At 57.6% G+C, this 18,606-nt stretch carries 18 protein-coding genes; 14 read left to right on the forward strand and 4 right to left on the reverse strand.

The genetic code is table 11. The features are described 5' to 3' along the window. Positions 1 to 42 precede the first annotated feature (42 nt). Positions 43 to 1,020, forward strand: coding sequence for an HTH-type transcriptional regulator CysB (gene cysB / locus K325_RS0105945; RefSeq protein WP_029653353.1), 978 nt, complete (start codon positions 43 to 45; stop codon positions 1,018 to 1,020). A gap of 89 nt (positions 1,021 to 1,109) precedes the next feature. On the opposite strand, the gene K325_RS0105950 is transcribed toward cysB, so the two are convergent. Continuing rightward, the gene (locus K325_RS0105950) at positions 1,110 to 1,838 is read right to left on the reverse strand and encodes a phosphoadenylyl-sulfate reductase (RefSeq protein ID WP_029653354.1); all 729 of its coding nucleotides are present in this window, start codon (positions 1,836 to 1,838) and stop codon (positions 1,110 to 1,112) included. 205 nt (positions 1,839 to 2,043) lie between these two features. On the opposite strand from K325_RS0105950, the gene thrH reads away from it, so the two are divergent. After that, positions 2,044 to 2,658 carry a bifunctional phosphoserine phosphatase/homoserine phosphotransferase ThrH gene (gene thrH / locus K325_RS0105955; protein WP_029653355.1) on the forward strand — a complete coding sequence of 205 codons (615 nt, stop codon included), beginning with the start codon at positions 2,044 to 2,046 and terminating at the stop codon, positions 2,656 to 2,658. A gap of 45 nt (positions 2,659 to 2,703) precedes the next feature. Here the strand turns inward: thrH and pabB are convergent, their stop codons facing one another. Beyond that, a complete protein-coding gene (gene pabB, locus K325_RS0105960; RefSeq protein ID WP_029653356.1) occupies positions 2,704 to 4,047 on the reverse strand; it encodes an aminodeoxychorismate synthase component I in 1,344 nt (447 codons plus the stop codon). A gap of 215 nt (positions 4,048 to 4,262) precedes the next feature. Here pabB and K325_RS0105965 point away from each other — a divergent pair, with 215 nt between their 5' ends. Both K325_RS0105965 and K325_RS0105970 read left to right on the forward strand, forming a co-directional pair. Beyond that, positions 4,263 to 4,811 (forward strand): hypothetical protein, encoded by a 549-nt coding sequence (locus tag K325_RS0105965; protein WP_029653357.1) that lies wholly within the window; start codon positions 4,263 to 4,265, stop codon positions 4,809 to 4,811. A 158-nt stretch (positions 4,812 to 4,969) separates the two neighbouring features. Continuing rightward, complete coding sequence (locus K325_RS0105970; protein ID WP_029653358.1) at positions 4,970 to 5,800, forward strand: DUF6160 family protein; 831 nt, start codon at positions 4,970 to 4,972, stop codon at positions 5,798 to 5,800. A gap of 135 nt (positions 5,801 to 5,935) precedes the next feature. Here K325_RS0105970 and K325_RS0105975 read toward each other — a convergent pair whose 3' ends face one another. Then, the gene (locus K325_RS0105975) at positions 5,936 to 6,547 is read right to left on the reverse strand and encodes a hypothetical protein (RefSeq protein ID WP_029653359.1); all 612 of its coding nucleotides are present in this window, start codon (positions 6,545 to 6,547) and stop codon (positions 5,936 to 5,938) included. Positions 6,548 to 6,788: 241 nt separating this feature from the next. On the opposite strand from K325_RS0105975, the gene K325_RS0105980 reads away from it, so the two are divergent. From K325_RS0105980 to K325_RS0106025, 10 genes are all read left to right on the forward strand, one after another. Continuing rightward, positions 6,789 to 7,811, forward strand: a complete 1,023-nt coding sequence (locus tag K325_RS0105980; protein WP_029653360.1) for a DUF58 domain-containing protein — start codon at positions 6,789 to 6,791, stop codon at positions 7,809 to 7,811. After that, positions 7,808 to 9,898 (forward strand): transglutaminase TgpA family protein, encoded by a 2,091-nt coding sequence (locus K325_RS0105985; RefSeq protein WP_036193142.1) that lies wholly within the window; start codon positions 7,808 to 7,810, stop codon positions 9,896 to 9,898. Before K325_RS0105980 ends, K325_RS0105985 begins: the two co-directional genes overlap by 4 nt. Next, a complete protein-coding gene (gene holB / locus K325_RS0105990) occupies positions 9,891 to 10,922 on the forward strand; it encodes a DNA polymerase III subunit delta' (protein ID WP_029653362.1) in 1,032 nt (343 codons plus the stop codon). Before K325_RS0105985 ends, holB begins: the two co-directional genes overlap by 8 nt. A 65-nt stretch (positions 10,923 to 10,987) precedes the next feature. After that, on the forward strand, positions 10,988 to 11,338 hold the full coding sequence (locus K325_RS0105995) for a PilZ domain-containing protein (protein ID WP_008171779.1): 351 nt from the start codon (positions 10,988 to 10,990) through the stop codon (positions 11,336 to 11,338). A 12-nt stretch (positions 11,339 to 11,350) separates the two neighbouring features. Then, positions 11,351 to 12,274, forward strand: coding sequence for an alpha/beta fold hydrolase (locus tag K325_RS0106000; RefSeq protein ID WP_029653363.1), 924 nt, complete (start codon positions 11,351 to 11,353; stop codon positions 12,272 to 12,274). Next, positions 12,267 to 13,178, forward strand: a complete 912-nt coding sequence (locus tag K325_RS0106005) for a DUF4892 domain-containing protein (RefSeq protein WP_084694180.1) — start codon at positions 12,267 to 12,269, stop codon at positions 13,176 to 13,178. The genes K325_RS0106000 and K325_RS0106005 overlap by 8 nt, the downstream gene beginning before the upstream one ends. A 1-nt stretch (position 13,179) precedes the next feature. Next, positions 13,180 to 14,388, forward strand: a complete 1,209-nt coding sequence (locus K325_RS0106010) for a patatin-like phospholipase family protein (RefSeq protein ID WP_029653365.1) — start codon at positions 13,180 to 13,182, stop codon at positions 14,386 to 14,388. Positions 14,389 to 14,463: 75 nt separating this feature from the next. After that, positions 14,464 to 15,369, forward strand: a complete 906-nt coding sequence (gene prmB / locus K325_RS0106015; RefSeq protein ID WP_029653366.1) for a 50S ribosomal protein L3 N(5)-glutamine methyltransferase — start codon at positions 14,464 to 14,466, stop codon at positions 15,367 to 15,369. Positions 15,370 to 15,406: 37 nt separating this feature from the next. Then, positions 15,407 to 16,501: a chorismate synthase gene (gene aroC / locus K325_RS0106020; protein WP_029653367.1), complete on the forward strand. Its 1,095-nt coding sequence runs from the start codon at positions 15,407 to 15,409 to the stop codon at positions 16,499 to 16,501. 18 nt (positions 16,502 to 16,519) lie between these two features. Next, entirely contained in the window at positions 16,520 to 17,662 is a 1,143-nt protein-coding gene (locus tag K325_RS0106025) for an MFS transporter (protein ID WP_029653369.1), read from the forward strand. Here the strand turns inward: K325_RS0106025 and K325_RS0106030 are convergent. Continuing rightward, a complete protein-coding gene (locus tag K325_RS0106030) occupies positions 17,659 to 18,552 on the reverse strand; it encodes a LysR family transcriptional regulator (RefSeq protein ID WP_029653370.1) in 894 nt (297 codons plus the stop codon). The genes K325_RS0106025 and K325_RS0106030 overlap by 4 nt on opposite strands. Positions 18,553 to 18,606 lie beyond the last annotated feature (54 nt).

The raw sequence follows: 18,606 nt of genomic DNA on the forward strand, positions 1-18,606 counted from the left end.
GCGAAAGACTCCGGCCAGATCATCCAGGGGGCGACAGAATTAATGAAATTACAACAACTGCGTTATATCTGGGAAGTTGCACACCACGACCTCAACGTGTCCGCGACGGCTCAAAGCCTGTTTACGTCACAACCGGGTATATCCAAACAGATTCGCCTGCTGGAAGATGAGCTTGGGCTTGAAGTCTTTGCCCGGAGCGGTAAGCACCTGACCCGGATTACCCCGGGCGGGGAAATCATCATCCGTGAAGCCGGGGAAATTCTTCGCCGGGCTGAAGGCATCAAAAAGATTGCCCAGGAATTCAGCAACCAGCGTAAAGGGGATCTGAGTATTGCGACCACTCACACCCAGGCCCGTTATGCGCTTCCCCCGGTGATTGGTGGGTTTATCGAGGAATATCCGGATGTGTCGCTGCACATGCATCAGGGAACCCCGATGCAGATTTCGGAGATGGCAGCAAATGGTGCTGTAGATTTTGCCATTGCCACAGAAGGTATGGACCTGTTCAACGACCTGATCATGATGCCCTGCTATCGGTGGAACCGATGCGTGATCGTACCCAGGGACCACCCGCTGGCAAAAGGTCAGGAACTGACGCTGGAGGAATTGGCGGAGTACTCCCTGGTCACGTATGTTTTTGGGTTTACCGGGCGCTCCAAGCTGGATGAAGCATTCCAGTCCAGAGGCTTGACGCCCAAAGTGGTCTTTACCGCTGCGGATGCCGATGTGATTAAAACCTATGTCAGGCTTGGCCTCGGGGTCGGGATCATTGCCAGCATGGCATTTGACCCCAAGGTGGATACCGATCTTGTGGCGCTGGATGCCAGCAAGTTGTTCCGTCCCTCAGTAACCCGGATCGGCTTCCGGAAAGGGACTTTCCTGAGAGGTTATATGTACGATTTCATGCGTCGCTTTGCCCCTCATCTGACGAAGGAAATGGTTGACGAGGCGGTGGCGCATCAGGGTAGCCGGACAGAAATTCAGGCGTTGTTCAAAGACATCGAGTTGCCGACCTACTGAGAGCCTTGAATTATAAAAGCCCGCGTTGCTTTGTGGTAACGCGGGCTTTTTTGAGCCTGTTGTTCAGGTATTGTCAGATTCGGGCGTGGCTACATATTGGATTTGCCAATCAGGTTTCCGGCGTGCAGACCGCATTCTTTATGGGTGGCTTCCTCCCACCACCAGCGGCCTTCGCGTTCATGCTGGCCGGGGAGCACAGGGCGGGTGCAGGGCTGACAGCCAATGCTGACGAACCCTTGTTCATGCAGCCGGTTATAAGGTGCTTCCGACATCCGGATATAGTCCCAGACGTCCTTTGAGCTCCAGTTAGCCAGCGGGTTGAATTTGACAAGGGGGGACGCTTCGGTGGAGAAGGCGGTGTCCAGTTGCACAACCGGCACATCGTTTCGGGTGCCAGGGCTCTGGTCCCGGCGTTGGCCGGTGACCCAGGCATCCAGGGTGGCGAGTTTGCGTTTGAGAGGATTAACTTTCCGGATGCCGCAGCATTCTGAATGTCCATCATCATAGAAGCTGAACAGGCCCTTGCGGTTTACCATGGCCTGAACCTCTTCGGACTCAGGAAACAGCACCTCGATGTTGATGCCATAATGCTTTCGTACCCGCTCAACAAACTCGTAGGTTTCCGGATGCAGGCGCCCTGTATCGAGAGTGAACACCCGAAGGTTGTCGGTAAGCTTATGGGCCATTTCGATCAGGACCACATCCTCCGCACCGCTGAACGAAAGGGCGATGTTGCCGTAGTGGGAAAGGGCGGCTTTCAGGATGGCCCTTGGGCTCTGGCCGTCCAGCTCGGCCCGGAGAGAATCGATGTCAGTCACATAGCGCTCCAGTCTGTGGTCACAGTAGGTTATGCAGCTTACCAGTAAAGCCCTAATGCCCTGAAGGAATGAGCATCTATATCTTTATGCCGATCCGGTCGGGCCGGGGATATACGATGCATTTGCATGGACTTTTTCATATCATACGGTTTCGAACCGGGGCGGCCGTGCCCCGTCTGTTTTTTTTAATGTTCAGGAGACCGTTGTGGAACTTGCATGTCTTGACCTTGAGGGCGTACTCATCCCGGAAATCTGGATCGCCTTTGCAGAAAAAACCGGTATTGAAGAACTCAAGGCAACCACTCGGGATATTCCTGATTATGATGTCTTGATGAAACAGCGCCTGCGCATTCTCGACCAGCACGGCTACGGTCTGCCTGAAATTCAGGAAGTCATCGGTACACTGGACCCATTGCCCGGAGCTCGTGAGTTTCTGGATTGGCTGCGGGAGCGGTTTCAGGTGGTGATCCTGTCGGATACCTTCTATGAGTTCGCCATGCCGCTCATGAAAAAACTGGGTTATCCGGCGTTGTTGTGTCACAAGCTGGAAGTGGCGGAGAACGGCCAGATTACCAACTACCTGTTGCGTCAGCGCGACCCAAAGCGCCAGTCTGTGCGTGCCTTTCAGTTGCTGAACTACCGGGTGATTGCGGCGGGTGATTCGTATAACGACACCACCATGCTGGGGCAGGCTGAGGCGGGGATTCTGTTCCATGCCCCCCAGAATGTGATTGATGAGTTCCCCCAGTTCCCTGCGGTGCATAATTTTGACGATCTCAGGAATGAATTCCTGAAGGCGAGTGCCGTTCACAGCGCCTGAGTGGTTGAGTCAGGGCCGGTATTGCCGGGCGTTCGGTAATACCGGTCAGACGTTGAGAGTTTCCAGAAACCGCATCAGGGGCCTCACTTTGGTGAGGGTTTCCTGATACTCCGCTTCCGGGTCGGAGTCGGCCACAATGCCCCCGCCACCCCAGCACCTGACGGTGCCATCGTCTCCACACAGCAAGGTTCGAATGGCAATGTTGCTGTCCAGCGTTCCGTCCAGACCGTAGTAGAACAATGACCCGCAGTAGGGGCCGCGCCAGTGTGGCTCCAGCTCCCGGATGATCTCCATGGCCCGGATCTTCGGTGCTCCGGTGATAGAACCACCCGGGAAAGCATCAAAAACTGCCTGCAGAGGGCTGACATCCGGCTTCAGTCTGGCCTGGATATGGCTGACCAGATGGTGAACGTTCGCGTAGGATTCCAGGGCAAAAAGCTGTTCCACCCTAACGCTGCCAGGCTCCGCGTGGACGCTGAGGTCGTTGCGGAGCAGGTCTACAATCATCAGGTTTTCAGCCCGGTCCTTCTCAGAGGCCAGCAGCTCTTTAGCCAGCGCGGTGTCGTGCTCCGGTGACTGGCCCCGGGGCCGGGTGCCTTTGATCGGGCTGGTGGAGATCTGGGTACGATCGATTTTCAGGAATCGCTCAGGGGAAATAGACAGGATGGCGTGCCCGGGGACGTTCAGAAAACCGCCGTATGGGGTTGGGTTGGCCTCGGCCAGTTTCTCGAAAGCCAGCCACGGGCTGCCGCTATACCTGCCATAGAAGCCCTGGGACAGGTTGGCCTGATAGCAGTCGCCAGCGTCGATGTAATTCTTGACGGCCTTCACGCTCGCCTGAAAGGCAGTCGGGGTTTGCTCTGGCGCGAAAGCATCGTCCATGCGCCAGTGAAGAGTGGGGGGCGTGTCGTTTGAGAGCCACTCGGTAATCTGTTTCTGCACCGGAGCAGGGCAGTCCGGATGTTGCCACAGCCAATAGCGACCGGTGTTCCGGTCATAGCTGGCACTCCACAAATATAGCCCGGCATGGAGCAGTGGCACTGGGAGTACCGGGGCCAGGCTGGCGAGACGGCGCTCCCGGGCGTAGCCGAGTTCATAACTGAGGTAACCAATCCAACCGCCCCTCAAACCATGATGGCCAGGTTCCTGGCGATAGCGGGTCATGGTGGCGTCCATGTCCGCCGCTAACGCGTGGGTGTCGACAGTAATAGAGGCATCGCCTTTCAGGGACCGGGTGGCGACGGCAAAGGCAGAGAACCCACAGAATTGCCCTCTCCCTGGCCCGTTTCCAGGGCTTCCCAGGTAAGCAAAGTCGGGTACCTGGCAGGCGTGTCTGAGCAGCTGTTGATAGGTTTCCCGGGAGAGCTCCCGTGTTGTTGCCAGGCCCAAGGGTCCTCCGGAATCTTGCTGAAATGATAAGCAGGCCACAAAAACAGCGTTGTAGCGTTCGCGGCGGCGCTGCTCTAATGAAAATGACGTTCCGCCGAAGTGGGTTGAACGCCGCGGGGTATTCTAACCGAGTTGGCGGAACGCCCCCAGTATAAAAACAAACTGAAAGCCGGCATGCCCCCATGTGCGAGCTTTTTGAGGAAAGTGGAGTAGCTATGACACAGTTGAAATCCCGTTTGATGATGGCCCTGGTATTGCTGTTCTCCGGGCTGATGACAACGGCGCCCGTTAACGCCCAGCAGGCTTCGGATGCCGAGATCAAGCAGATGATCCAGGAGCAGTTTGAGCGGATGTACCAGAAAGGCGTCAAAGATCTGAAAGAGCGGATCGTGGTTACGGGCGGGGTAAAGCCCTTTGCGGTTGTGACCGACACCGCCGACAAATCCAAGACCATTCGTATCAAGCAGATTGAGGAAATGCCGGCAAGCGTTGCTCTTGAAGTTCTGCGCCGATCATTGGTGGCTCTGGTCAAGAAAGGCAAAATCGGGGCGACGGCGGTGTTCTATACCACGGCAAACCCCAATGAGGAGTCGGATGCGAAGCAGGTGCTGGTGGTGGAAATGGAGCACATTTTTGGCCCGACCCTTGCGCAGTTGGTGCCCTATACCGTGATGGAAGGGCAGGCACGCTTTGGAGAGCAGGTGGTGGTCGACATGGAGAGCCGTATTTTTAATCTCAAGGCTTCTGACGAGGTCTCTGAATAGCCATTTATTGTTAGACAATCCAAGTATCGATTACGTGAAGGTGGTCACGGAACGCCCAGCAATCTCTGCAGTACTCTGTAGCCGTGCAGATACAAAAGTACACCAAACAGTCTGCATGGATTGAAATAACAACAAACTGTTCCAATTAGGAGAACGTTATGAAAGGCCTGAAAAAAATTGCACTGGCAACGGCCGTTGCTGCAGCTCCCTTCGCCGCTCAAGCCGACCTGAAGGCGCTTGATGACACCACCATGGGCAACGTTACCGGTCAGGCCGGTGTAAGCATCGAGCTGGAAACTGAAGTTTCCATCGGTGAGTTCCGCTACACCGACGAAGGTTACCTGTCTGTCAGTGACATCTGGATTGGTGGTGGCACGGTTGAGCGTGATACTAACGGAGTGGTGACCGGCGTCTCCGGCATGCTGGACGACCTGCTGATTGATATTGATGTGCTGGCCGACGGTGACGCGGTTATCGATGTTCACAGCATCTCCGGCGCGCCGATTGACTATGCCGTGGGTATCGGTTCAGCCTCTCTGCACGCAACCGACGGAAGCGGTGACACCACCTTGCTGGCCAGCAACATCGGCATCGAGGGTGCGCTGGGTAAACTCAATATCCAAGTGGATACCGCAACCGATAACCTGATCATGGACGTTGCCTTTAACGTGACAGACATGGATATGAACGTTGACTTCCTGGGTGTGAACGTTCGTGACCTGACCGTCTACGGTGCTCAGTTCTTCGAGCAGGTTGAAACTTCCGGTCAGCCGACGGACACTGCCGGCCTGTTCGCCAGCGCCCAGATCACGGTTGGCAAGGGTGTTTCTGCCGCCACCGGTGGCGATGCACTGGAAATCTCCATTCCTTCCTTTGCAGCTGACATCGGCGTTGGCGCCGTTGAGATCGGCGGTGAGTCCATTGGCTCCTTCCGCATCAATAACCTGGCGGTTACCAACACCAGCATGAAGGTTTACGGTCACCAGTAATCTGACCAGACGGCCTTTGATGGTGAGAACGCCCCGCAGGTTGCGGGGCGTTTTTTTTGTACTCAGGAAAACCGGGCGAAAAAAATGGCGCATCATGGGGATGGGGCGCCATCTCGGTTCCGGGCAAAGCTTTTGCTACTGATCCGGTACCTGAATTGAGAGATCAAAACCGCCGCCAGGCCTGGGGGTCAGGCTGATTGGTCCTTCATTGATGGCCTGCGGGATCTGAATCTGATCAATACCTGGAGGGTTGCCAATGGTAAAGTTCAGGTTCTGGCCGTCAAACCCAATGCCCAACTGGTCGTTCAGGAAAGTCTGTGAGAAGGGTTCGTCCGGTATTTCCGGTTGCTGGCCAAATATAACCGGCAGGGTTCGGGGGGTGAAGTCGGCCGGCGGCTGTGCTCTGGCCAGCTCGTCGACCGGAAGGAGCAGGGCCCTGCGAAGGAATTCCTCTTCAGCATCTGACAGGGCGTCCTTTTTTCCGTCATCCAGATACCGTTGCAGGGCCTCCCGGTAGGCTTCCTCTTCGGCTTCACTTAACACGGGCTCGCCGGGGGAGATGGTGAGAGCCCGAATGATCTTCTGCCGATCCGCTTCCGTTTTCTGTTGTTGCCTTGGGACGACAATGACGGCGGAATCCTCAACATAAGTATCCACCATCTCGTCCGATGTCATGGTTTGTACACCTGCCCAGGCGGGGGTAATTGCTGATGCCGTGAGGGCTGCTGCAAGCAGTTTGCGACGCATTGTAGTTTGCCTCATGCTGAACCGGTTCAAAGAGGCGCTGCTGATATACTGCTTCAGGCATTACGCTTCATGCTAACGTATTGAGTATTCGGTTTGTCTGACCATTTTTCAACCGGTAAGTGCCCGGTGTGTGACCCGCATCCGCTGTCAGAGGGGAAACCTTTAAGAGGCGTGGTCATTTGTGGTTTGATGCCTGCCTGGGGTGTGAGTTTCGGGCGGTCCTTTTTGGTTCAGGAGTACGATGTCAATTTCTCTCAAGGCGCGCTGGCGACGCTGGATAAATCGCCGTATCCCAAGGTCGGACAGCCAGGTTCTGAGCCAGAAGAACATTTTTATCCTGCCAACGGCGGCGGGTGTGGTGTTCGGTTTTTTGTTGCTGATTATGCTGATTACCGCAATCAATTATCAGAACAGCCTGATTTACCTGCTGACGTTCCTTCTTGGCGCGTTGTTCGTTGGGGCTATGCATCAAACCCACAGAAACCTGTCGGGGCTAACGGTTGATGTTGTTCGTGCGGGAGAAGGGCAGGCTGGCGAAGACATTTCGTTCACCCTTCGGGTGACGGCAGGCAAGGATGCTGGCTTGGGGCTGGACCTGTCGGTTGAGGATTCCTCAGTGGCCGGCGTACATGTGCCGTCGTCAGAAAGCCGGGAGGTGGTTGTGCCAGTCCCTTCCGCGTATCGGGGGTACCTTCGCCCGGATCGGATCCGGATTGAAACCCGTTTTCCGTTTGGCCTGCTTAAGGCCTGGACGTGGTTGCGGCCGGTTTCCTCGGGGGTAGCATTTCCGCGACCAATACCCGCACCAGACACCAACAGTACGGTGATGGATGGGCAAGAACTCTTAGCTTCCTCACCGGTGTCGGGCCAGGACACCGCTGATCTCCGCCCCTGGCGAGAGGGGGATATGAGTCAGCGGGTCATGTGGAAGCGGTTTGCGCGCTCCGGGCAGATGATTGTCGCAGACTGGCAGGGCGAACAGGGGAGCCCCCATTGGCTGGACTTTAACGCTTTTCCCGGCGTGGATGCGGAAACCCGGTTGAGTTACCTCGCCTGGATGGTGTTGGACCGGGTTCAGAAGAACGCGAAATTTGGCCTGGCTCTGCCCGGGGATGCCATTGAGCCGGACGCCGGGGCGCTCCACGGCGAACGTTGTCTCAGGGCACTGGCGACCTGGGGCGAGCAGCCTCCGAGAGACGCTGATGGTCAGCCCTTCGGAACAAGGCAGTTACAGGACCATCCGGTGGTGGGGGGCTCCGTATGAGAGCATGGCTTACCGGGCGTTTCTCTTTCAGGGGGGCGGATGCTGAACCGGTTCAGGCGATCCCCGCGCCGGCGTTGCTCTGGTTGATTGCCAGTTTTGGTTTGCTTCTGATTCCTCAGTGGGACCGCCTGCCATGGTGGTTGATTGCGGCGTGTGTGGTGCTTTCGGCCTGGCGATGGCTGGCCCAGCGCGGTCGTGTCAAACTGCCAGGCCGGTTGCTTCGGGGCGGCGTTATGTTTGCGTTAATTGGCGTGTACGTAGCGACGGTACAGGGGCGATTTACGGTGGATACCGCGGCCTCGTTTTTTGTGCTGGCTGTTGGGCTTAAGTGGCTGGAAACCCGCTCAAATCGCGACTTCTATGTGTTGTTTTTCATTCAGGTGTACCTCGCTGCCGTTAACTTTCTGTTCAAGCAGGAGATCGCGTGGGCGTTGCTGACCTTTGTCGCCATAGGCTGTTTGATGGTGGGGTTGCAGGTGCTGAATGCGCCGGACGTCCCGGAGAGCCAGAGTGCAGGCTGGAAGCGCTTGGGCGGGATGGTCCTGAAAACGGTGCCGGTGGTGATTCTGCTGTTTGTCTTTTTTCCGAGAATGGCACCCTTGTGGAGTGTGCCTCTGGTGTCCGGTCAGGCCCGGAGTGGCATTTCGGATACGATGCGGCCGGGCGATATCTCCAATCTGGCACAGAGTAGTGAGCGGGCTTTCCGGGTTACCTTTGGTGATCAGCCGCCACCTTACCCGGAGCGATACTGGCGAGGCCTTATTCTGGATTACCTTGACGGGGAAACCTGGCGTCAGCGAGAGGCTGACGGCTTCCGCAGGCCGGCGCGAGTGAATAATGATGGCGGTGTTGGCCCGCTTCAAAGCCGCGAGTATGACATTCTGATGGAGCCTACGGATCAGCGGTGGGCCTTCTCTCTGGAAAATTCCGTAGCGGTTTCCGACAACGTTCAGGCCACACCAGAACGCCTGTTTCGGTTCAATCGCCCGGCGGACAGCCCCGTCCGTTACCGCCTGGAACAACGGTCGGATGAGGTCGGCGCATCGGATGTGCTGAATGCGGCCGACGAACGTCGTTACCTCCAACTGCCGGCAACAGGAAACCCCAGAGCGAGGGCGCTGGCGCAGCACCTGGCGGGTGATCTGGCGCCGGTTGAGCTGGTGGGTGAGCTGTTGCGCCGATTCCGGCAGGAGGCTTATTTCTACACACTGAGACCGCCGGCGATGCCGGAGGATGGCATTGATGCGCTTCTTTTTGACGAAAAGCGGGGATTTTGCGCTCACTATGCCGGGGCAGCGACCTTTGTGTTCCGGGCGGCGGGGATACCTGCCCGTGTTGTGGTGGGGTATCAGGGGGGCGATGCCGGGGCCGGGGGTGAATATCTTATTGTCCGCCAGTACGATGCCCACGCCTGGGTTGAGGTTTGGCTGGAAGGGCGGGGCTGGGTCCGGGTAGATCCAACCGCCGCGATTGCTCCCAGCCGAATAGAATCCGGATTGCGGGAGGCCGTGGCCGAGGAAGGGTCATTTCTCGAAAACGATCTGACCTCGCCCCAGCGTTATGGCGACATTGCGATTCTTCAATGGGCGTCGTTGCAGATGGACCGTATCAACTACCAGTGGCAGCGCTGGGTTGTTGGGTACCAGGGGCAAAGCCAGATGGATCTCATGTCCCGATTACCGGGTGGTTGGGGGCTCAGGGACTTTGGTTATGCGACTGCCGGGGTGATTGGTGCCGCGTTGCTGATCGCCGGCCTGGTATCTGCCGTGTCGGCCCGGCGAGGCGTGAGAAGAGACGCCTTCGGACGGGTGGTGGATTCCTGGCACCGATTATGCGCGAAAACCGGAGTACCGGTTCGTTCGGGTGAGACACCGCTTGCGCTGGCGGAACGTCTTTCCGAAGCACACCCCGAGGTGGCAGCAACGGCGCGTGTTTTTGCCCACGCGGTTAACAGCCATTACTATACAACGTTAGCGCCAGAGGGCTCTGTATATGATGTACGTCGACTGAGCCGGTTGCTGAATCGTATGAAACGTCAGCTGCGGCGCTCACGAAAATCCACCTTCCGGAACCCTGAAAATGACTGATCTTGCCAAGGATATGCCCTGGTTACACCGAGCCTGGAGCGCGGTTCAGCATCGCCTGGCTCAGGGTCGGCTGCCTCATGCGCTTTTGGTGGTGGGTGAGCGGGGCGTTGGGAAGCGGGCCTGGGCTGAGGCGGTCGCAGGGTTGCTCCTGTGTGATCAGCCGGAGGGCAGGGAGGAGGGGGCACCGGTTTCGTGCGGACACTGCCGGCAATGCCAGCTGGTCGCGGCTGGCAGCCATCCGGATGTCCGGGTGTATGCTCCTGAAAAATCCCGAATGGTAAAAGTTGATCAGATCAGAGCGCTGTCTTCGTTCGCAGTGGCCTCGCCTCAGGTTGCCCGCCGGAAAGTTGCCATTGTGGACCGGGCGGATCAACTTAATATCAACGCGGCCAATGCTCTTCTGAAAACGCTTGAAGAGCCTTTGCCGGACGTGACTCTGCTGCTGCTTCAGGAGAGCGGCAGGCCGGTTCTTCCCACCATCCGCTCCCGGTGTCAGGCATTAGCCATTCCGTTACCGAATCCGGACGATGCGGGGCGATGGCTGGCCGTCCGGGCTTCGGAGCTGCCAGAGAACGAGCGACCGTCGGCTGAGACATTGGTCAAGAGTCTGGCCATCGCAGGCAATGCCCCGAGACTGGCCCTTGAATATGCGACGGGAGATTTCCTGCCACGGAGAGAGGAGGCCTTTGATGCGTTTCGCCAATTCATGAAAGGCCAGATGCCCGTTGGTGAAGCGGCCCGCCGTTTCAAAACGCTGGGGCTCGACGACACTTTGCTGCTTTTCGAAAACTGGGCAGCCGATCTGGCGAGATGCAGCGCCGGAGGAGTCGTTCAGGACACGGAAGCCGAGGATATGCTGGCTTACCTTGCCAGGAGCAATCCACCGTGGCGGGCTCATCAGCTTGTCGACAGGGTTCGGGAAAGCCGGAGTGCCGGAGTATACAATGCCAGCCCGGAGCTGGAGGCAAGTCAGCTTCTGCTGGCGTGGCGCGAGTTGATGCCCCGGAAGCGGAAGACAACGTGAGCGTTGTCAGTAATCAACTGCTATCATTGCGAAATATCAGTAAATTTGCGTAGAAGGTGTTTGATATGGGGCCCGGATTCGGAGCGCGCAGTGGCATTCTAACCCTGACGATCAAGGACAAGGCGGTTCTGTATGCGGCATACATGCCCTACATCCGCCAGGGTGGTCTGTTTATCCCTACCCAGAAACAATACCAGTTAGGGGATGAAGTTTTTCTCCTCCTGAACCTGATGGATGAGCCAGAGAAAATTCCGGTGGCGGGCAAGGTCATCTGGATTACACCCAAGGGTGCCCAGGGCAACCGGGCCGCCGGTATTGGCGTGCAGTTTAACGGTGACGATGAAACCGCCCGGACGAAAATCGAATCCTACCTGGCCGGTTCATTGAGTTCCGATCGTCCCACTCACACGATGTAAGGCCGTTATCGAATGACGGAGACTTTGTTGCCTGGCAGCGCACCTGGCGAACAGGCTGGCTGTCACGAAATGCACTGGCCACTGGATAACATCACACTTGCCGGGTTGAGCTGGCCCAAACACGAAGACAGAGCGTCTTCCCGTCCCCCGGCCATTCTCTTGCACGGCTGGCTGGATAACGCCATGTCGTTTGCCCGGCTGGCGCCACTGCTGGCGGAAAATACCTCGATACATGCGCTTGATATGGCCGGGCACGGCCATTCCGGGCACCGCCCGCCCGGGTATACCTACTGGTTGATGGACTATGTGGCCGATCTTTCTGAGTTTCTGGAGCGGCATTTTCCGGAGAGTGAACGCTTCCCTCTTGATTTAATTGGCCATTCCCTGGGGGGGATTGTGTGTGCGTTGTATGCCGCCGCCTTTCCTGAGCGAGTGCGCAAACTGGTGATGATCGATAGCCTGGGGGCTTTGAGCCGGCCAGCGGCGGACACCATTCCCCAGCTTCGGCGAGCTCTGCAGAAGAGGCGGGCCGGTTCAGCAGCTCCGGCTGTCTATCCGGATGTCCACTCCGCCGCCCGGATTCGGGAAGGTGGTCTCAGCCCACTGAGCCAGGAGGCCGCGAGAACGCTGGTGCCAAGAAATATGCGGGCGGAAGCCGATGGGTACGTCTGGCGTACAGACGCACGGTTGCGCCACCCAACGCCACTGATGATGACCGAGGAACAAGTTAGGGCATCACTGTCGGCCATTCGAACTCCGGCGCTGTTTGTGAGGGCTGAAGAGGGGTTGCTGGTCACCCGTAGTGGCCTTGATCAAAGGGCAGATCTGATTCCGGGGCTTCAGACGGTGGATGTGCCGGGTGGGCATCATTGCCACCTGGACGGTGATGTAGTTCCCGTTGCACGGGCAATCAACAGGTTTCTTTACCATGGCTAATTCCGGAAATTCCAGTGCAGCCAGAATGGCTGCTGGCCTGTTCTGTCTGTTGTTTGCAGGCCTGGTTGCGGCCGACTGGCCGGAAAGTGCGCCCGAGGCTTTCCCGCAGTCAACCCTAAAATCATCGGTGGATATCCGGTCTCCCGGGCACCTCGTGCTTTTCAGCCCCGTTCGGGAAATCAGGAATGAGATCCGTTCAGAGGTCATGGCCCGCCTGCCGGTTCAGGGAGAGGGGCAGCTGTATGAAATTGCCCGCGATGCAACGCGCCTGGCTGCGAGAGCGTATTATCTGAAACAGCTAACGGGTGGGGGAGCCCAGCTGCTGTTTGAATGTACCGGGATCGCCTGTGGCCGAAGTAACGTTTGGGCCAACCAGATCTTTCAGCAGCCCGGGTTGCTGGGGCGCGACGCTGCCCAGGATTATGTGGTTGCAGCAACAACGGCAGAAGATGGTCGTCAATGGCTGACGCTGGTATATACCGTCACGAGAGGTAACCTGAGGGAGTACGTTTGGGTTGAACACCTCGCCGTACAGAACGGCGTCGCTATCCCTGGGTATACCGCCGGGGCAAGCCCTGTCAGAGGGCCCTTGGTCGTGCCATGGTCGGGGGGCGTTACCCATCGTTTTGACTGGTCGGCGGATGACCGGCGCACGCTGAATGACTGGGCAGCCGACGGTTCGGAAGTGGTCCTGGCATCCTTCACGGATCTTCGGCAGGGCGAAACGCTGGATCAGGCCCTTAGCCGTTCAGAAGAGGCGGCTGAAAGTCTGGCGACGCTGCTTGGCAAGACCGGTATTTCCCGCGCCCGGATCCGGATAGTCCCCGTGGGGCCAATGGTGCGAATGAATGACCCTGCACGCCAGGGCGATCGGGTTGAAATCGTCGTGGTAAGAGGTAGCTGATATGGCAGAGCAGGACAAGCCGGGCACAGAATCACCCGCCAGCACCGGAGCAGCTCAGGATGGCGTCAGCTCGGTGGTCGATAGTTCCGGGATTTCCCCTGTGTCGGCCCCTGCCAGCACTGAGCGGCTGGGACACCAGACCGGCAAGGGAAAAACCGTCGCTCTCACTCTGGGGAGCGGTGGTGCCCGTGGGTACGCGCACATCGGTGCGATTGAGGTGCTCCAGGAACGTGGCTATGACATTGTGGCGATCTCTGGCTGCTCAATGGGAGCGCTGATTGGCGGGATGTACAGTGCTGGCAAAATGCAGGATTACAAGGATTGGGTGACCGGGCTTGGTCAGTTTGACGTTTTGCGCTTGCTGGACGTCACCTTTACCTCGGTGGGGGCAATACGGGGTGAAAAAGTTTTTTCAGTGGTTCGTGACATTCTGGGAGACACCCGGATTGAAGATCTGCCGATCGCCTATACCGCCGTTGCCACCGACTTGCTGGCGCACAAGGAAATCTGGTTTCAGGAAGGACCGTTGGATCAGGCCATCCGGGCCTCCATTGCCATTCCCAGTGTTGTGACGCCTCTGGTGTTAAATGGCAGGGTGCTTGTGGATGGTGCGCTGTTGAACCCACTGCCAATCATCCCCACCATCTCTGCCCATGCGGATCTGGTCATGGCGGTCAACCTGAGTGGCGAGGACGACCAGCGTCGTCGTATCCCGGACGCAGCGTTTACGCCGGAAGACGCCGGTGGTGATATCGAGGAATGGGTGGACGCGGTCCGGGATAAAGCGTCTCGCTGGTTTGATTGGGATGCCCTGAAAGCGCTGGCGTCGAGAAAGGTCGATACGGGTGAGTCTGCCGAGGAAAAAATAAGCCGGGAAATGGCAAGAAAGGCGGGCCCGGAGAAAAAGAAAAGTGACTCCCCGGGCCACGAGAGGCCCCGGGATGAGCATGACACCATTGATTGGGACAAGCTTGGTATCGGTAAGTTTGATGTCATGAACCTCACCATCGAGACCATGCAGAGTGCTCTGGTGCAGTACAAGATTGCCGGGTACCCACCGGACCTGCTGGTCAATATTCCGAAGAACGCCTGCCGGAGCTATGACTACCACAAAGCGCCGGAGCTGATACGTCTCGGCCGCGAACGGATGTCGGCTGCCCTTGACCGTTTTGAGGAAAGCCGCAGCAGTTCCGGACCGCTTGCGCTGTGACCTCCCGGGGCTGCAGCGGGCGACCCAATGCGCGTATAATGCCGTGCAACATTGTTCAGACTAGGAAGCCATCCATTGACCAGTCCAGTTGACGATCTGCATACCATCCGTGATCTTCTGCGGTTTTCGGTATCCCGTTTTGCCGCCTCGCCGTTGTACTTTGGGCATGGCACTGACAACGTTTGGGATGAGGCCGTTCAGTTGGTTCTGCGCAGTGTTCATCTGCCCCTGGAGAACAATAATCTGTTTCTGGATGCCCGCCTGACCCGGCCAGAGCGTGAACTGATTCTGGCCCGCGTTGAGCGTCGGGTGAAAGAGCGTGTTCCTGTCGCTTACCTGCTTGGTGAAGCATGGTTTATGGGGATGCCGTTCCGGGTTGATGAGAGGGTGCTGGTGCCCAGGTCGCCCATCGGTGAGTTGCTGGAAAACGGGTTGCAACCCTGGCTGGGCGGCGGTCGGGTGAATCGTATACTTGATCTTTGTACTGGTAGTGGGTGCATTGGTATCGGGGCGGCAACGGTATTTGAGGAGGCGGAGGTCGATTTGTCCGACGTTTCCGGTGATGCTCTGGCGGTGGCTGAATCCAACATAGAGCTGCATGGGCTTGAGGGAAGAGTGAGGACCATTCAGTCGGATGTCTTCGATGGTATCGATGGGCGCTATGACGTGATCCTCAGCAACCCCCCGTATGTTGATGCTGAGGATCTGGCGGATATGCCGGCGGAATATCATCATGAGCCCGCCCTGGGGCTGGCAGCCGGAGACGACGGCCTGGATATTGCGCACCGGATCGTGGCCCAGGCTGCAGAGCACCTGACGGAACAAGGGCTCCTGGTTGTCGAGGTTGGCAATTCATGGGGTGCCATGGATGAAGCCTACCCAGACCTGCCGTTAACCTGGCTGGAATTTGAGCAGGGCGGAGACGGTGTGTTTTTGATCACGGCTCCGGATCTTCGTGAATGGTTGGCTCGAAAGAGTTAAGTTTATACATTATAAAATCTATATAAAGTACTGAAATATGTCTGGAAATACGTTCGGAAAGCTATTCAGTGTCACCACGTTTGGTGAGAGTCATGGCGCAGCTCTGGGTTGCATTATTGATGGCTGCCCTCCCGGCTTGGCGTTGTCTGAGGAAGACATGCAGCGGGATCTGGATCGCCGTAAGCCAGGTACCTCCAGGCATACGACCCAGCGTCGGGAGGCGGATGAGGTTCGCATCCTGTCGGGTGTATTTGAGGGTAAGACGACGGGGACACCGATCGGTCTGCTCATCGAGAATACCGATCAGCGTTCGAAAGATTACTCCAAGATTGCCTCTCAGTTCCGCCCGGCCCATGCTGATTACAGTTACCACCATAAATATGGTGTCAGAGACTATCGGGGGGGCGGCCGCTCCTCGGCCAGAGAGACCGCGATGCGTGTGGCTGCCGGTGCGGTTGCCCGAAAGTTTCTGGAGCAGCGGCTGGGAATCCGGATTCGGGGCTACCTGTCGCAGTTAGGGCCCATCAAGGCAGAGGTTCTGGACTGGGACCAGGTGCATCAGAACCCCTTTTTCTGCCCGGATGCGTCCAAGGTTCCAGAGATGGAATCCTACATGGATGCCCTGCGCAAGGAAGGCGACTCCATCGGGGCCCGCATCAATGTGGTCGCGGAGGGGGTTCCCCCCGGTTTGGGAGAGCCTATCTTCGACCGCCTGGATGCTGATCTCGCCCACGCGTTGATGAGCATTAACGCAGTCAAGGGGGTGGAGGTTGGAGCCGGCTTTGCCTGCATCGAGCAGAAAGGGACTGAGCATCGGGATGAGATGACGCCGGAAGGGTTTCTTTCTAACCATGCGGGTGGAGTGTTGGGCGGTATTTCCTCGGGGCAACCAATTGTCGCCAGCATTGCACTCAAGCCCACCTCAAGCCTTCGCCTTCCTGGCCGGGGAATCGACGTGGATGGTAATCCGGTTGAGGTGGTTACCACGGGGCGCCACGATCCGTGTGTTGGCATTCGGGCGACACCGATCGCTGAGGCGATGATGGCGATTGTGCTGATGGACCATTATCTGCGCCACCGGGGCCAGAACGGCGATGTGGTTGTGAGCACCCCGGTTCTCGGGCAGCTCTGATCAGGAGGAGGCGCTACCATATACTGGCGTCTGTCGAACCTCTATTTCTGGTTTTTCGCCCTCCTTGGAGGGCTGTTGCCCTATTGGTCCCTCTACCTTGAGGGGCAGGGCTATTCCTACCTGCAAATCGCCACTCTGATGGCGACCATCCAGCTTACCAAGATTGTGGCTCCCAGTGTCTGGGGATATCTGGGAGATCGTACCGGGCAACGCGTCCGGCTGGTGCGCCTGGGGGCTGTGTCCGGGTCGGTATTTTTCGCCGGCGTGTTTCTTGATCCGGAATTCTTAGGGCTGTTGCTAGTCATGCTGGTGTTCACTTTTTTCTGGAACGCCATTTTGCCTCTGTATGAAGTCATCACGCTTCGTGCTCTGGGCGAGCGGCGTGATAAGTATGGCCGGATTCGGTTGTGGGGTTCAGTTGGCTTTATCGGGGCGGTGGCGCTGGTGGGCGCTCTGCTGGAGCAGGTCAGGATCCAGTACTTACCGTGGTTATTGCTCCCGGTATTTGCAGGCATTGCGGTTTCGTCGTTTCTGGTGCCGTCTGAAAAGGGCGAGCGTCAGGCTCCGGCCCCGAGAGGTAGCCTGAAATCGGTGGTTTTACAGCCCGCTGTCATTACGTTCTTTGCAATGAATTTTCTGCTCCAGGTGTCGCATGGAGCCTACTACACCTTTTTCAGTATTCACCTTGAGCAGCACGGTTATGGCAAGCTTGCCATCGGGTTGCTGTGGTCTCTTGGGGTGATCGCGGAAATTGGTTTGTTTCTTGTTATGCACCGGTTTTTCAGGCGCTTTTCCGTCCGGGCAATTGTGTTGTGTGCGTTGGTGCTGACGATGATGCGCTGGGTAATGATCGCTGAGTTTACGACGGTTCTGTCCATTCTGATTGTTGCCCAGTTGTTGCACGCGGCCTCCTATGGCGCGTTGCATGCGGTTTCGGTTCAGTACATTCACGGATTCTTCGGAAGGCACCATCATGGGCAAGGGCAGGCGTTGTATAGCGGTCTTACGTTTGGGGCGGGGGGTGCTCTGGGTGCCTGGATGTCGGGGTTTCTGGTGGATGGGTTCAGTACGTCTGCCGCTTTCTGGGGTGGCGCGGTTGCGATGGCAATAGCCATTGCGGTTACCTGGCGCGGGCTGCAGCCACCACCGGTCAATCGCTAGCGTGGTTGGTTGGCAGGCAGCTCGTTTTCTTCTGCCCGGATGGTTGCCAGTAGGGCCATCGCAGCGTTGCTCAGTTGTCGGCCGGACAGGGCGACCGCTCCCAGTACACGGTTAACCGGGTGGGGGACCTCGAGCCTGACCAGGGTGTCGTCAAGCATGCTGACCGGCAGCACACTCCAGCCCAGGCCCACGCTGGTCATCATTTTGATGGTCTCAAGGTAGTTGGTGGGCATCAGTGGTTTCAGGGACAGGTTCGCCTCGAGAAACAGTCGGCTGACTACCCGATAGGTTGCTGTGCTGGTGTCTGGAAGAAGCGATGGGTGGGGCGCGAGGTCTGCTAGTGTAGGTGCCTCCAGTGCCGCCAGGGAGTGCTCCCGGCTGGCGACGAAGGCCATGGGGTCAGGCCACTGGGCGAGGATGGTGAATTCCGGGTCCATGCTGTCGCTCAGGGTGACGAAGGCCAGTTCCGCATTTCGTTTGTTCATCTGGTGGTAGGCCGCATCGGATTCCATGAATTGCAGGTGCAGATCCACCTGGGGATGCTCCCGGCGATAACGACGCAACCAGTTGGGCAGGTGATGCAGGCCGATGTGGTGGCTGGCAATGGCATGGAGCTCGCCTTCGATGCGGTCGGGGTTCGTGCTCAGCGCCAGGCGGGCGTTATGGATTTCATCAAGAATTTTCCGGGCGTGGGGGAAGAGCCGCGTTCCGGCTTCGGTAAGCCGGATCTCCCGGTTGCTGCGCTCGATCAGTCGCTTGCCGAGCTGGGCCTCCAGAGAGGCCAGGCGTTTACTGATGGCTGGTTGCGTCAGATGCAGGATTTCGGCAGCTTCCGAGAAAGAGCCTTGATCGACGATGGTCAGAAATGCTTTCAGGGCGTTTGAGTCCATGGTTTCTCTTTGGTTGAGGCTTTAATGCCAGGGCTTGCGCCGGGGTTGATCTCC

This window comes from Marinobacter daepoensis DSM 16072, assembly GCF_000421165.1.
GTDB lineage: Bacteria > Pseudomonadota > Gammaproteobacteria > Pseudomonadales > Oleiphilaceae > Marinobacter > Marinobacter daepoensis.

Excerpts from the sequence above, each read along its gene's own strand:
- cysB (WP_029653353.1), top strand. The coding sequence starts at position 43 with ATGAAATTACAACAACTGCGTTATATCTGGGAAGTTGCACACCACGAC.
- K325_RS0105965 (WP_029653357.1), top strand. The coding sequence starts at position 4,263 with ATGACACAGTTGAAATCCCGTTTGATGATGGCCCTGGTATTGCTGTTC.
- K325_RS0105970 (WP_029653358.1), top strand. The coding sequence starts at position 4,970 with ATGAAAGGCCTGAAAAAAATTGCACTGGCAACGGCCGTTGCTGCAGCT.
- K325_RS0105975 (WP_029653359.1), bottom strand. The coding sequence starts at position 6,547 with ATGCGTCGCAAACTGCTTGCAGCAGCCCTCACGGCATCAGCAATTACC.
- K325_RS0105980 (WP_029653360.1), top strand. The coding sequence starts at position 6,789 with ATGTCAATTTCTCTCAAGGCGCGCTGGCGACGCTGGATAAATCGCCGT.
- K325_RS0105985 (WP_036193142.1), top strand. The coding sequence starts at position 7,808 with ATGAGAGCATGGCTTACCGGGCGTTTCTCTTTCAGGGGGGCGGATGCT.
- holB (WP_029653362.1), top strand. The coding sequence starts at position 9,891 with ATGACTGATCTTGCCAAGGATATGCCCTGGTTACACCGAGCCTGGAGC.
- K325_RS0105995 (WP_008171779.1), top strand. The coding sequence starts at position 10,988 with ATGGGGCCCGGATTCGGAGCGCGCAGTGGCATTCTAACCCTGACGATC.
- K325_RS0106000 (WP_029653363.1), top strand. The coding sequence starts at position 11,351 with ATGACGGAGACTTTGTTGCCTGGCAGCGCACCTGGCGAACAGGCTGGC.
- K325_RS0106005 (WP_084694180.1), top strand. The coding sequence starts at position 12,267 with ATGGCTAATTCCGGAAATTCCAGTGCAGCCAGAATGGCTGCTGGCCTG.
- K325_RS0106010 (WP_029653365.1), top strand. The coding sequence starts at position 13,180 with ATGGCAGAGCAGGACAAGCCGGGCACAGAATCACCCGCCAGCACCGGA.
- aroC (WP_029653367.1), top strand. The coding sequence starts at position 15,407 with ATGTCTGGAAATACGTTCGGAAAGCTATTCAGTGTCACCACGTTTGGT.
- K325_RS0106030 (WP_029653370.1), bottom strand. The coding sequence starts at position 18,552 with ATGGACTCAAACGCCCTGAAAGCATTTCTGACCATCGTCGATCAAGGC.